This window comes from Streptomyces sp. NPDC050264, from assembly GCF_040655895.1.
Lineage (GTDB): Bacteria > Actinomycetota > Actinomycetes > Streptomycetales > Streptomycetaceae > Streptomyces.
Genome location: NZ_JBFAKV010000002.1, coordinates 371,882 through 384,397, shown reverse-complemented (window position 1 = coordinate 384,397; position 12,516 = coordinate 371,882). Strand labels below are relative to the sequence as shown.

11 protein-coding genes are annotated in these 12,516 nt (G+C 72.8%); 7 read left to right on the top strand and 4 right to left on the bottom strand.

The window, feature by feature from the left end; genetic code table 11:
- Positions 1 to 9: 9 nt before the first annotated feature.
- Entirely contained in the window at positions 10 to 1,041 is a 1,032-nt protein-coding gene (gene ligD / locus AB0J02_RS04460; protein ID WP_363192061.1) for a non-homologous end-joining DNA ligase, read from the bottom strand.
- A 73-nt stretch (positions 1,042 to 1,114) separates the two neighbouring features.
- On the opposite strand from ligD, the gene AB0J02_RS04455 reads away from it, so the two are divergent.
- Positions 1,115 to 2,176, top strand: coding sequence for an ATP-dependent DNA ligase (locus tag AB0J02_RS04455; protein WP_363192060.1), 1,062 nt, complete (start codon positions 1,115 to 1,117; stop codon positions 2,174 to 2,176).
- Between the two features lie 44 nt (positions 2,177 to 2,220).
- Positions 2,221 to 3,141: a DUF3048 domain-containing protein gene (locus AB0J02_RS04450; RefSeq protein WP_363192058.1), complete on the top strand. Its 921-nt coding sequence runs from the start codon at positions 2,221 to 2,223 to the stop codon at positions 3,139 to 3,141.
- A 9-nt stretch (positions 3,142 to 3,150) separates the two neighbouring features.
- Here AB0J02_RS04450 and AB0J02_RS04445 read toward each other — a convergent pair whose 3' ends face one another.
- Entirely contained in the window at positions 3,151 to 3,618 is a 468-nt protein-coding gene (locus AB0J02_RS04445; RefSeq protein WP_363192056.1) for a MarR family transcriptional regulator, read from the bottom strand.
- Positions 3,619 to 3,748: 130 nt separating this feature from the next.
- Here AB0J02_RS04445 and pcaH point away from each other — a divergent pair, with 130 nt between their 5' ends.
- The 4 genes from pcaH to pcaD all read left to right on the top strand — a co-directional run bounded on the left by pcaH (position 3,749) and on the right by pcaD (position 7,664).
- A complete protein-coding gene (gene pcaH, locus AB0J02_RS04440) occupies positions 3,749 to 4,522 on the top strand; it encodes a protocatechuate 3,4-dioxygenase subunit beta (RefSeq protein ID WP_363192055.1) in 774 nt (257 codons plus the stop codon).
- A gap of 6 nt (positions 4,523 to 4,528) precedes the next feature.
- Positions 4,529 to 5,134, top strand: coding sequence for a protocatechuate 3,4-dioxygenase subunit alpha (gene pcaG / locus AB0J02_RS04435; protein ID WP_363192054.1), 606 nt, complete (start codon positions 4,529 to 4,531; stop codon positions 5,132 to 5,134).
- Positions 5,131 to 6,441: a 3-carboxy-cis,cis-muconate cycloisomerase gene (gene pcaB, locus AB0J02_RS04430; protein WP_363192053.1), complete on the top strand. Its 1,311-nt coding sequence runs from the start codon at positions 5,131 to 5,133 to the stop codon at positions 6,439 to 6,441. The genes pcaG and pcaB overlap by 4 nt, the downstream gene beginning before the upstream one ends.
- Positions 6,442 to 6,509: 68 nt before the next feature.
- Positions 6,510 to 7,664 carry a 3-oxoadipate enol-lactonase gene (gene pcaD, locus AB0J02_RS04425; protein WP_363192052.1) on the top strand — a complete coding sequence of 385 codons (1,155 nt, stop codon included), beginning with the start codon at positions 6,510 to 6,512 and terminating at the stop codon, positions 7,662 to 7,664.
- Positions 7,665 to 7,676: 12 nt separating this feature from the next.
- Here the strand turns inward: pcaD and AB0J02_RS04420 are convergent, their stop codons facing one another.
- A complete protein-coding gene (locus tag AB0J02_RS04420) occupies positions 7,677 to 10,352 on the bottom strand; it encodes an AAA family ATPase (RefSeq protein WP_363192051.1) in 2,676 nt (891 codons plus the stop codon).
- A 264-nt stretch (positions 10,353 to 10,616) separates the two neighbouring features.
- Between AB0J02_RS04420 and AB0J02_RS04415 the strand changes: the two genes are divergently transcribed.
- A complete protein-coding gene (locus tag AB0J02_RS04415) occupies positions 10,617 to 11,669 on the top strand; it encodes a DUF2510 domain-containing protein (protein WP_363192049.1) in 1,053 nt (350 codons plus the stop codon).
- A 171-nt stretch (positions 11,670 to 11,840) separates the two neighbouring features.
- Here the strand turns inward: AB0J02_RS04415 and AB0J02_RS04410 are convergent, their stop codons facing one another.
- Positions 11,841 to 12,479 (bottom strand): TetR/AcrR family transcriptional regulator, encoded by a 639-nt coding sequence (locus AB0J02_RS04410; protein ID WP_363192048.1) that lies wholly within the window; start codon positions 12,477 to 12,479, stop codon positions 11,841 to 11,843.
- Positions 12,480 to 12,516: the final 37 nt, after the last annotated feature.

Below are 12,516 nucleotides of genomic sequence, written 5' to 3'. Positions count from 1 at the left end.
CGAGCCGGGTCAGGCCTCGTGCCTGGCCCGGCTCGGCTGTACGCGCTTGGGCTCGCCCGGCATCTTGGGATACTCGGGCGGGTACGGCAGGTCGGCGTGGCCCCGGTCCTTCTCGTCCTGGTCGGCGAGTTCCAGGAGCGCGTCCAGGGAGTGGTGCGTCTCGTCCATGCCGGCGTGTACGTCGCCGAGTTCGGCGTACCGCCTGGGCATGGTGACGATGTCGAAGTCGCGGGGCTCGGCGTCGCCCAGCTCGTCCCAGGAGAGCGGGGCGGAGACGGGCGCGTGCGGGCGGGCGCGGACCGAGTAGGCGGAGGCGATGGTGCGGTCGCGGGCCGTCTGGTTGTAGTCGAAGAAGATGCGCTCGCCGCGCTCCTCCTTCCACCAGGCCGTGGTGACGGACTCGGGCATGCGGCGCTCCAGTTCACGGCCGCAGGCGATGGCGGCCCGGCGCACCTGGGTGAAGGTCCAGCGCGGTTCGATGGGCACGAAGACGTGCAGTCCGCGGCCGCCTGAGGTCTTGGGCCAGCCGCGCAGTCCGCCGAACTCGTCCAGTACGGCGCGGAGTTCGCGGGCGGCGTGCACCGCGTCGGCGTAGTCGGTGCCGGGTTGCGGGTCGAGGTCGATGCGGAGTTCGTCGGGGTGGTCGAGGTCGGTGCGCCGTACCGGCCACGGGTGGAAGGTGAGGGTGCCGTACTGGGCGGCCCACAGGACGGCGCCGACCTCGGTGGGGCACATCTCGTCGGCGGTGCGGCCGGAGGGGAAGGCGATGGTGGCGGTGGGGGTCCAGTCGGGGAGGTTCTTGGGGGCCCGCTTCTGGAAGAAGGACTCGCCGGTGGCGCCCTCGGGGTAGCGCTCCAGGGTCGTGGGCCGGTCGCGCAGGGCGCGCAGGATGCCGTCGCCCACGGACAGGAAGTACTGCGCGACGTCCAGCTTGGTGTAGCCGGACGAGCCGCCTTCGGGGAAGTACACCTTGTCGGGGCTGGACAGACGCACCGTCCGCCCGCCCGTTTCCAGTTCCACTGCCGCGCCCTTGCTGCCCATGGGGCCACGCTAGGCCGAAGGGGCATAGTGCGCATACCGGGCGATAAGTCTGTATAAGGGACAGAATCGATGTATGGATCTTCCCGTGATGCCGCCGGTCCGCCCCATGCTCGCCAAATCCGCCGCCCGGCTCCCCGCCGGGATGCACTACGAGGCGAAGTGGGACGGCTTCCGGGCGATCGTCTTCCGGGACGGGGCCGAAATCGAGCTGGGCAGCCGCTCCACCAAGTCGCTGACCAGGTACTTTCCCGAACTGGTGGCGGCGCTCGCCGAGCGGCTCCCGGAGCGCTGCGTACTGGACGGGGAGATCGTCATCGCCCGGAACGGGCGGCTCGACTTCGACGCGCTCACCGAGCGGATCCACCCGGCCGCGTCGCGCGTGCAGACCCTGGCGGAGCGCACCCCGGCGTCGTTCGTGGCGTTCGACGTGCTGGCCCTCGGCGACGAGTCCCTGCTCGACGCGCCGCTGACCGAGCGCAGACGGCGCCTGGAGGAGGCACTCGCGGACGTCGCGGCGCCGGTCCACGTGGCGCCCGCGACGACCGACGCCGAACTGGCCGAGCGCTGGTTCGAGCGGTACGAGGGCGCGGGTCTGGACGGCATCGTGGCCAAACCCCTCGACCTGCGCTACCGGCAGAACGAACGCCTCATGATCAAGGTCAAGCACGAGCGGACGGCGGACTGCGTGGTCGCCGGATACCGCTTCCACAAGAGCGGCCCCGTCGTCGGCTCGCTCCTGCTCGGCCTGTACGACGACACGGGCACCCTGCAGCACGTCGGGGTCTGCGCGGCCTTCACGATGAAGCGGCGCACCGAGCTGATCGCCGAGCTCGAACCACTGCGCATGGACTCCGCCGGGGACCACCCCTGGGCGTCGTGGACGGACGGGGCGGCGCACGAGGCGTCCCGGATGCCGGGCGCGCCCAGCCGCTGGACCGGCAAGAAGGACCTGTCGTGGGTGGCGCTGCGCCCGGAGCTGGTGGCCGAGGTGGCGTACGAGCACATGGAGAACGGGACGCGTTTCCGGCACACCGCGCGCTTCCGGCGCTGGCGCCCGGACCGGGAGCCCGAGAGCTGTACGTACGCGCAGCTGGACGAGCCGATGAAGTTCGACCTGGCGGACGTACTGCGCTGAACAGGCCGGACTTGGGGTGGCCTCCGGGCGGGTAGGGAGGGGCCGTGGATACGAACGGGTTACGTAGGCGTGGGTTCCTCGTCGGTGCGCTCGCGGTGGCCGCGGCGGCCTGCGAGCCGACCGGCGGGAACGACTCCCCTCCGGCGCGCGGCACCGGCCTGCTCGCGGTGAAGATCGACAACGTGGGTGCCGCGCGGCCGCAGACCGGTCTGGAGGACGCCGACATCGTGTACGCCGAGCAGGTCGAGGGCGGGCTCAGCCGGCTGATGGCGGTGTTCGGCTCGCGGCTCCCCGACGTCGTGGGGCCGGTGCGCAGCGCGCGGGAGACCGATCTGGAGCTCCTCGCGCAGTTCGAACAGCCGACGCTCGCGTACTCGGGCGCCCAGTCCGGGGTACAGGCGCTGATCGACGCGGCGCCGCTGCGCGCACTGCCGCAGGGCAAGGACAGCCGGGCCTACTTCCGGAGCAGCGCCAAGCCCGCCCCGCACAACCTTTTCCTGCGGCCCGCCAAGCTGGGCCGGACGACATCGGGTGCGGACGCGAAGGCGGCGGCCGGCTTCCGCTTCGCCTCGCGGGTACCAGCGGGCGGGCAACCCGAGACGGAGCGCACGGTGCGCTTCCCCTCGGCCCGCTTCACCTTCAACTGGTCGGCCACACAACGGCGTTGGCTGGTGAGCATGGACGGCAGCGCGGCCGTGACGGCGGACGGGACCCGGCTCGCGGCGGCAACGGTCGTCGTGCAGTACGTCGACGTGCGGCAGTCCCGCTTCCACGACAAGTTCGGCAGCGTGTCACCGCTGTCCCGCACCGTCGGCTCCGGACGGGCGGTGGTGCTGCGGGACGGGCGGGCGTACGACGCGGCGTGGCAGCGGCCGGGCGCCGGGAGCGGCACCGCCTTCACGGTGGACGGACAGCCGCTGCCGTTCGCGCCGGGGCAGGTGTGGGTGGTGTTCGCGAAGGAGTAGTCCCTGGTGTCAGACCCCGGGGGTCGCGAGCGGCTCCGCGGGGTTGCGCAGGTCCTCCGCCGCGTCGGCGACCCGCTGGATCAGGTCGAAGAAGACGGCCTGCTCCTCGCCGCTCAGGGGCGCCAGGAAGATCTGGTTCATCCGCGCGGTCCGCACGGTCAGCTTCTTGTGCATGCGCAGTCCCTCCGGTGTCGGCCGCAGCAGCCAGCGGCGGCCGTCGCCCGGGTCCCGCGCCTTGTCGACCAGCTCGCGCCGGGTGAGGCGGCTGACCACCTCGGCGATCGTGGACCGGTCGAGTCCGACGCGCTCGCCGACCGTGCGCTGATCGAGGCCCGGCTCGGCCACGAGGGTGTTGAGGACAGCGAACTGCGGTGACGTGATCTCCTCCGAGACCATCGTGTTCCACAGCAGATAGTGCGCCTGCTGGAGTCGCCGGGCGAGGTGCCCGGGGTGGGTGGTCAGGTCCACCGCGGCCATCACGGTCCTCCGTTACGTGGGTGTACTGAGCGATATTAGACCCTTGACGGCCCACTTGGCTGGTGGCAACGTGTGCCCCGCTCAACAAATGCTCAGTGCGCTGAGTAATTCCTAGAGACGGAGTCCCGGCATGGCTCTCACCCAGCACGACATCGACGCGGAGATAGCGGCCGCGCACGCCGCGTACGAGAAGCGGGTGGCCGGCGGGGCGCCCGTCGAACACCATCCGCGCCGCGACTACGCCCCCTACCGCTCGTCCGTCCTGCGCCATCCCCAGCAGCCGCCGATCAACATCGACGTGTCGAAGGACCCGGAGCTGGTCGAGCTCGCCTCGCCCGCCTTCGGCGAACGGGACATCACCGGGCTCGACAACGACCTCACCAAGCAGCACGTCGGCGAACCCGTCGGCGAACGGATCACCGTCTCGGGCCGTCTCCTCGACCGGGCCGGGCGCCCCGTGCGCGGCCAGCTCGTCGAGATCTGGCAGGCCAACTCGGCCGGCCGCTACGCCCATCAGCGCGAGCAGCACGACGCTCCGCTCGACCCCAACTTCACCGGTGTGGGACGGACGCTGACCGACGCCGAGGGCCGCTACCGCTTCACCACGATCCAGCCCGGGCCCTACCCGTGGGGCCAGCACGTCAACGCCTGGCGACCGGCGCACATCCACTTCTCGATGTTCGGCTCGGCATTCACCCAGCGGCTCGTGACACAGATGTACTTCCCGAGCGACCCGCTGTTCCCGTACGACCCGATCATCCAGTCCGTCACCGACGACGCCGCCCGGCAGCGCCTGGTCGCGACGTACGACCACAGCCTCTCCGTGCCGGAGTTCTCGATGGGCTACCACTGGGACATCGTGCTCGACGGACCGTCCGCCACCTGGATCGAAGAAGGGCGCTGACCAGCCATGACGAAGATCGACACGAGCAATCCTGGCAACGCGCTGCCGACCCCGTCGCACACGGTCGGCCCGTTCTACGGATACGCCCTGCCGTTCCCCGGCGGCGGTGACATCGCGCCGGTCGGCCACCCGGACACCGTCACCGTGCAGGGGTACGTGTACGACGGCGCGGGCGATCCGCTCCCCGACGCCTTCGTGGAGGTGTGGGGCGCCGACCCCGAGGGCAGGCTGCCGCAGGTCGACGGGTCGATGCGGCGCGACCCGGCGAGCGGCGGTCACCTCGGGCGCAACGGCGTGGAGTTCACCGGCTGGGGCCGCGTCCAGACCGATGCCAACGGGCACTGGTACGCGCGCACGCTGCGGCCCGGCGCACGCGGCGACAGCGCCCCGTACCTCAGTCTCTGCGTGTTCGCGCGCGGCCTCCTCGTCCATCTCTTCACGCGGATCTACCTGCCCGGCGACGACGTGGTCCTCGCCGCCGACCCGCTCCTTTCGCGGCTCGAACCCGCGCGGCGCGACACGCTTGTCGCGCGGGAGCGGTCCGACGGCACGTACCGTTTCGACATCCGCCTTCAGGGCGAGGGCGAGACGGTCTTCCTGGAGTTCACGTGAGCTTGTTCGACCCCGGCACCGAGGACGCGCCCGCCGAGCGCGGCACGTCCGAAGAGGCCTTTCTGCAGGCCCTGCTGGACGCGGAGGCGGGTCTGACCCGGGCCCAGGCGGCGCTCGGGCTCGCACCCGCCGGCGCGGCCGACGCCGTGACGACTGCCGCGGTGGCGGCGTCCTTCGACGTACGTGACCTCGCCCGGCGGGCCCGCGCGGGAGGCAACCCGGTGATCCCGCTGGTCGCCGATCTGACGGCGGCCGTGCCCGCGGAGTACGGGCCGTACGTCCATCGGGGGGCGACCAGCCAGGACGTGCTGGACTCGGCGCTGATGCTGATGGCGGCACACACGCTGGACGTGACTCTGGCGGAACTCGGCCACGCCGAGGCCGGGTTGGCGCGGCTCGCGGCCGCGCACCGGGACACCGTCATGCCGGGCCGCACGCTCACGCAGCACGCCGTGCCGACGACGTTCGGCCTGAAGGCGGCCGGGTGGCGGTCGCTGGTCCTCGACGCCCGGGATCGACTGCGGTCCGTTCGTGCCGCCCTGCCGGTTCAACTGGGCGGTGCGGCAGGGACGTTGGCTGCGTTCGAGGCATACGGGGCGAGCGACCCTCTGGCCTTGATCTCGGCATACGCGCGCGAACTCGGCCTGGCCGAGCCGCAGTTGCCGTGGCATGTGCTGCGCACGCCGGTGGCGGATCTGGCGGGAGCGTCGGCGTTCACGGCCGGGGCGCTCGGTAAACTGGCCGTCGATGTGCTGACGCTCTCCCGGACCGAGATCGGGGAGGTCGCGGAAGGCGCCGGCGGCGGTTCGTCCGCGATGCCGCACAAGGCCAACCCGGTGCGGGCCACGCTGATCGCCGGGGCGGCCCGCCGCGCGCCCGGACTCGCGGCGACGCTGTACGGGTCGATGTCCGCCGAGGACGAGCGGCCCGCCGGGGCCTGGCACGCCGAATGGGCCACCCTGCGGGAGCTGTTGCGACTGGTGGGCGGGGCCGCGCGGAACGCCGCCGAGCTGGTCGAGGGCCTGGTGGTGCGCCCCGACGTGATGCGCGAGCACCTCGCGCTGACCGGCGGGGCGATCGTCTCGGAGCGGCTGTCCGCGGAACTGGCCGCGGTTCTCGGCCGCGGCCGGGCCAGGGAACTGCTCGGCGAGGCGACACGCCGCGCCGCCTCTGAGGGCCGCACCCTGCCCGACGTACTCGCCGAGGAACCGGACCTCGCCTCCCTGGACCTGACCGAACTGACGGCCCCGGAGCGGTACACCGGGGCGGCGGGCGAACTGGTGGACCGCGCACTGACCCGCCGCTGACGGGAGGCACCATCCCGCGGCCGTGCCCTCGCCCCGTCCACTCCCCGCACCTCACCTGGAGCCCGCCCATGCCCCCCTCCCCCCTCCTCCATCACCGCGCCGAGGGCTCCCCCTCCGCTCCCCCGTTGCTGCTCGGGCCCTCGCTCGGGACGTCGTTGGCGCTCTGGGATCAGGTCGCGCCCGAATTGTCGAGTGCGTACCGCGTCGTGCGCTGGGATCTGCCGGGGCACGGGGGGTCCGGTGCCGGATTGATCGCCGAGGGGGCCACCGTCGCCGACCTCGCCGGGCTCGTTCTCGCCCTCGCCGACTCCTTGGGCATCGAGCGGTTCGCGTACGCGGGTGTGTCGCTGGGCGGCGCCGTCGGACTGCATCTCGGCGTGCATCACCCGGAGCGGCTCAGCAGCCTGGCCGTTCTGTGCTCCTCCGCCCACTTCGGCGGCGCCGCGCCGTGGCGGGAGCGGGCCGCGCTGGTTCGTGAGGAAGGGACCGGCGGCGTCGCCGAGTCGGCGCCCGCTCGGTGGTTCACCCCCGGGTTCGTCGTCCCGCGGCTGGTGCGGGACAACCGGGACGCCGACCCCGGGGCGTACGCCGCGTGCTGCGACGCGCTCGCCGCCTTCGACCTGCGCGACCGGCTCGGCGGGATCTCCGTGCCGACGCTGCTGGTCGCCGGTCGCGAGGACCCGGCCACGCCGCCCGCGCATCTGCGGGAGATCGCCGACGCGGTGCCGGGCGCCGAACTCGCCGAGCTGGCCGGGGCGTCCCATCTGGCCGTCGCCGAACGGCCGGAGGCGGTGCTCGGGCTGCTGCGCACGCACTTCGGGCAGGGCGCCCCGCGCGGCATGGAGGTGCGGCGACAGGTGCTCGGCGATGCGCATGTGGACCGGGCACAGGGGCGGCAGACGCCGTTCACGGCCCGGTTCCAGGATTTCATCTCCCGCTATGCGTGGGGCGAGATCTGGACCGACCCGACCTTGTCCCGCCGCGAGCGCAGCATGGTGACCCTCACCGCGCTCGTCGCCCACGGGCACCTCGACGAACTGGCCATGCACGTACGGGCGGCCCGCCGCAACGGCCTGACCCCCGACGAGATCGGCGCCGTGCTGCAGCAGTGCGCCGTGTACGTGGGCGTCCCCGCCGCCAACGCCGCGTTCGCCGTGGCACAGCGCGTGCTCGGCGAGGAGGAGAGGGAGGAGGAGAAGGGCAGGGGCTCGGCGGCCGGGTGACCTGGCCGGTCCCTACCGCAGGCCGCGCCCCGTCTCCAGTACCTCACGGGCCCGCGCCGCGAGTCCGTCCGCGCCGCAGGAACGGGCCAGGGTGAGGCCGCGGTTGAGTTCGGTCAGCGAGCGCGCCGCCATGCCGTACTCGACGCGGGCGAGGGCGTGTTCGTAGGCGCAGGGTGAGGCTTCGAGGTACGTGACCGCCTTGGCGTACAGGGTGAGTTGCTTCTGGCCCGTCTCCAGCGCCGCCGCGCAGCGCAGCGCTTCGCCGATCGCCGTGTCCGTGCCGAAGCGCTCGGCCTGGACGCGGGCCTCCGCGACGAGTTCGGCGGCTCGCCGCGGATCGGTGGGGGCGAGGGCGCGGGCCAGGTCGCAGGCCCACGGCGCCATGATCGTGTTGTGTCCGCCGCGGGCGATGGCGGCCTTGGCCGCGGCCTCCAGCTCGTTGATCCCGTCCTCCACCCGGCCGGTCGCGAGGAGGAGGCGGCCGCGGACCGAGTGCGCGTCGGGAAGCACGATCGTGGAGGGGTACGGCGGCCCGAACGAGTAGCGGTCGGCGATCGCCTGCGCCTCGTCGGCCTTGCCGCGGGCGAGCAGCGTGTCGATGAGCATGCACGCCGCGTCCCAGTGCATCGGCAGCCCGCGCCCGACGCGGTCGGCGAGGCGCAGCGACTCGCGCAGGAACGCCTCGGCGTCGGTGAGCCGGCCGCGCCTGCGGTGCACGTATCCGACGAAGGCGTGCGCGAGGGCGAGGTGGCCGCCGCTCCAGCCGGCCGTCTCGTACTCGCGGACGGCGCCGGTGAACAGGCTTTCGGCGCGGTCGAGCCGGTCCGCGAAGAGATACGCGCTGCCGAGCATGGCGAGGACCTCGAACCCCCACTCGGGGTCGAGCCAGCCGAGCCCGGGCGCGAGCCGGCCGTTGACCAGGGCGCGGTCGCAGCGCTCGACGACCTCCTCCGCGTTCTCCCCGCGGGTCATGGCGTCGAACGCGCGCAGGATCAGCAGGACGCGCTCCGAGTTGTCCCGGCCGCCGAGCTGGTCGGCGATCATGGCCAGCCTTCGCGAGCGGCCCGAGGAGTCCTCCTCGCCCGCGTGGATGCCCTCCCACATGAAGTGGACGGCCTGCAGGCGCATCCGGGCGGGGCCGGGGTCGAGGCGGTCGCTCTCGCCGTCGATGAGGCGCAGCGCCTCTTCCAGCTGGTCGTTGTGGACCAGCGCCTGGGACAGCCGGCACACGGCGTCGACGCGCAGGGCGCCGACGAGTCCCGGTGTCGTGTCGAGCGCGGCGTCCAGGTGCTTGATGGTGGTGGCGGGCGAGGTGAGCAGCGCGGCGCAGCCCAACTCGTAGAGCAGATGGGAGCGGACGTCCGGCAGCGGCGGTTCCTGCAGGGCGCGCTCCAGACAGCGCCGGGCGGCGTCGGGCGCGCCGACGGCCAGGTGTTCGCGGGCGGCGGCGCGCATCTGCTCGACGAGTTCCGGATCGTCGTCCGGGTGCACTTCGAGCAGGTGCCGGGAGGCCGCGGCGGGCCCGTGTCCGGACGCGGTGACGGCCCAGGCGGCCTGGCCGTGCATGGCGGTGCGGGTGGCCGCCGGGATCGCGTCGTAGACGGCGGAGGCGATCAGCGGGTGCACGAACTCCAGGGCGTTCTCGGCGCCGTACAGGCTGTCGGTGAGGATGCGGGCGGCGCTCAGCCGCTCGGCGCAGCGGCCGGCCTGCTCCGGGTTGAGGCCGGCCAGCAGGGCGGCGAGTCCGGGGTCGATCCTCGTGCCGAGGATGGCGGCGGCCCAGGCGAACTTGGTCGCCTCGATGCCGAGTCCTTCGAGGCGGGCGACGAGTCCGCGGCCGCGCGCCGACTTGTTCAGCGCGCGCAGTTCGGCGGCCGAGTCCTCTTCGGGGTGCAGATCGGTGTCCTGCACCTTGGCGAGCAACTCGACGGTCTCGTACGGGTTCCCACCGGTCACCGCCCACACTTCGCGGCAGAACGGGTCGTCTGCGTGGTCGCCGAGCGTGGCCCGGGTGAGGCTCGCGGTGGCGTCGGGGGTGAGGGCACGCAGCCTGTTGATGCCGGGCCGGGCGGCGGCGGCCACCGCGTCCAGGCAGACGGCGGCGGCCTCGTCCTCGGGGTCGCGCTGCGCCACGACGACGAGCACCGGCAGGTCGTCGAGGCGCTCGGCGAAGGCGGCCAGCCACTCCAGGGTCTCGAGGTCGGCCCAGTGCGCGTCGTCGATGAGGATCACCAACGGCCACTGCAGGCGGGCCAGTCGGGAGACGGCGGCGACGAGTCCGTCGCGCACACCCTGCGGGTCGGCCTGCCGTCCGGCTGGCTCGGCTATGCCGAGGGCGGGGCCCGCGATGTCGTACCAGTCGCCGAAGTACTCGCGGGTCTCCTCGTCGGAGAGCGCGAGCAGGGTGGGCTGCAGGAGTTGGCGTACGACGTTGAAGGGGACGGAGGTGACGGTCTCACCGCCGCGGGCGGACCATACGGTGGCCCGGCCCGCCGCTATCTCGCGCAACCGGCCGAGCAGGGCGGTCTTGCCGATGCCCGCCTCACCCTTGTACACGACGAGGCTGCCCGAGGACGCGGCGTCACCGCACAGGTCGTCCAACGCCCGGACCGCTATGTCCAGTTCGGACTCCCGCTCCCACAGCGGTGGGCCAAAGGAGGCGGCGTCGGTGTGCCGTCCCTGAGTCATCGCGCACCCTCCCGGTGGCCTTCACGCCGGCCGATCATGTCGATCGACCGATGTCCTGGTCACGAGAGTAGTGCGCCGCGCCGCGCTGTGGTGAGGCGTCGCGGGAGCCGATGATTTTTTGGCCGGACCCGGGCGCCCGCCGTGGTCACGGGGCCGGTCCTTGACGATCCCCACCACCATGCCCATACGGCCGCCGGCAACGATCGGGCCTGTAATGCGGACCCTCTCATCCCCTTTTCAGGCACGCCTCATACTGTTCCGTCCATGACGTCGCAGACTCCCGCAGGCTGGTACCCCGACCCCGGCCAGGTCCCCGACGGCCCGCGCACCGAACGCTGGTGGGACGGCAGCCGCTGGACGGACCAGACCCGGCCCGCCACCACCCCGCCGCCGTTCCCGCCGCAGGCGGCCGCGCCGGGTCCCGCGCCGCTGGCGCAGCAGCCGACCGCGCCCGGGACCATTCCGGCATACAGTAACTATCCGGTGCATCCCGGCCAGTTGCCGCCGAAGCCACGCAACCGGACGCGGATCGCGATCGCGGCCGGGGTCGCGGTGGTCGTGCTCGCCGGCATCGTCGGCGGGGTGTTCGCGCTCACGTCGGGCGACGGCGGCAGCGGCAAGAGCGACAAAGCGGGCGCCGATTCGCAACAGCCCAGGGAGCCGCAGGGGCCCGGCGGTCCCGGCGGCAACAGCGGCGGTGGCGGCGGCAGCGCCTCGCCCGAGGCGCCCGGCTCGCCGCAGGCACCACTCGACGACGGCTTCGCCACCGACATCGTGAACGGGGTCGCGCTGCCGGTCCTCGACGGCTGGACGGGCTCCGACGGCGCGGGCGTCGCCGGCGTGCAGACGGGCACGTACAAGTGCCCCGACGACGTGGAGCAGAGCTGCGTGAAGGGCGGCGCGTCCACCTCGTCGGCGAAGAGCCTCAAGCTCGACGGGACGACCGCGGAGGCGGCGGCGAAGGAGGACATCCTCAAGAACGCGAAGGCGTCCTACGGCGGCAAGGTCTACGGCGGGATCATCCAGCACGACGAGCTGCTGTCCGAGAAGGTCACGGTCGCCGGGGAGCAGGGCTACCGGGTCCGCTGGAACGTGGACACCAAGTCGAAGATCGACGCCTGGGTGGAGTCGGTCGCGTTCCCCTCGCCGGCCGACTCCAAGACGCTCGTCGTCGTCCGCATAGGCGTCGACATACCGCGGACCAGCAAGGAGAAGGCCGCGGGGCCGGACGACGCGGCGATCGACAAGCTCGTCAAGGGCATCAAGAAGGCCGAGGTCACCGGCGACACGGGCGGCGGCGACGGCCAGGATGTCTGAGCCCTCACAGACGCACCGCTGAAAACGCACCGTTGAAACCCTGGGGCCGGGCAGGTTCCCCTCCGCTCGTGGAGGAACCCGCCCGGCCCGGGGGTGCGCGCCGCCCCCGTCCCCACGGTGCGGCGCGGGCAGACCACCGGCCGGTCATCCCTGCGACCGGTGGCCTCCCGTTCAGGTGGCCCGATCCGAAGCGGTCAGGCCGAGTCCCGGGATCAGTACGCTCTCGACGAAGCCGACCAGATAGTCGGCGTCGGCGTCGCGCCCTTCCAGGAAGGGACGGCTGCGCATCACTCCGAAGAGCTGCGCGGCCAGATAAGGCAGTGCGGGGTGGCCGGCGGCGATCTCGCCACGCGCCACGGCCCGCTCGATCATCGCGTCGATCGACGCCAGCTCCGGCTCGACCAGCGCCTCGCGCAGCGCGCCCTTCAGCTCGCCGTCCTGGCGCACCGCGTGCCCGAGAGCCTGCAGCAGAGCCGTGTCCGGGAGCGCCTGCCCCGCCGCGTTGCGCGCGGCGGCCACGAGGTCTCCCGCGAGGCTGCCCGTGTCGGACGCGGAGAACTTCGTACAGCGTCCGGCCCGCAGCGCGGCGGCCACGAGCTGCGGTTTCGTCTTCCACTGACGGTACAGGGTGGACTTGCTGCAGCAGGCCTGGGCCGCGACGCCCTCCATGGTCAGGGCGTCGTACCCGTTCCTGCGGAGCTGGTCGAGGACCGCGTCGTAGAACTCCTGCGCACGCTCGGGGGTGATCTTGGAACGGCGCGAGGCGGGCGCCACTGTCGCTGTGGCGGTGGCCTGTTCTCGCGTCGTCATGGCTCCACTCCTCGCTCTGCGGTTCGTGTCGATGAGA

Bases quoted from the DNA above. Each gene is read 5' to 3' on its own strand.
- ligD (WP_363192061.1), bottom strand. From the start codon at position 1,041: ATGGGCAGCAAGGGCGCGGCAGTGGAACTGGAAACGGGCGGGCGGACG.
- AB0J02_RS04455 (WP_363192060.1), top strand. From the start codon at position 1,115: ATGGATCTTCCCGTGATGCCGCCGGTCCGCCCCATGCTCGCCAAATCC.
- AB0J02_RS04445 (WP_363192056.1), bottom strand. From the start codon at position 3,618: ATGGCCGCGGTGGACCTGACCACCCACCCCGGGCACCTCGCCCGGCGA.
- pcaH (WP_363192055.1), top strand. From the start codon at position 3,749: ATGGCTCTCACCCAGCACGACATCGACGCGGAGATAGCGGCCGCGCAC.
- pcaG (WP_363192054.1), top strand. From the start codon at position 4,529: ATGACGAAGATCGACACGAGCAATCCTGGCAACGCGCTGCCGACCCCG.
- pcaD (WP_363192052.1), top strand. From the start codon at position 6,510: ATGCCCCCCTCCCCCCTCCTCCATCACCGCGCCGAGGGCTCCCCCTCC.
- AB0J02_RS04420 (WP_363192051.1), bottom strand. From the start codon at position 10,352: ATGACTCAGGGACGGCACACCGACGCCGCCTCCTTTGGCCCACCGCTG.
- AB0J02_RS04415 (WP_363192049.1), top strand. From the start codon at position 10,617: ATGACGTCGCAGACTCCCGCAGGCTGGTACCCCGACCCCGGCCAGGTC.
- AB0J02_RS04410 (WP_363192048.1), bottom strand. From the start codon at position 12,479: ATGACGACGCGAGAACAGGCCACCGCCACAGCGACAGTGGCGCCCGCC.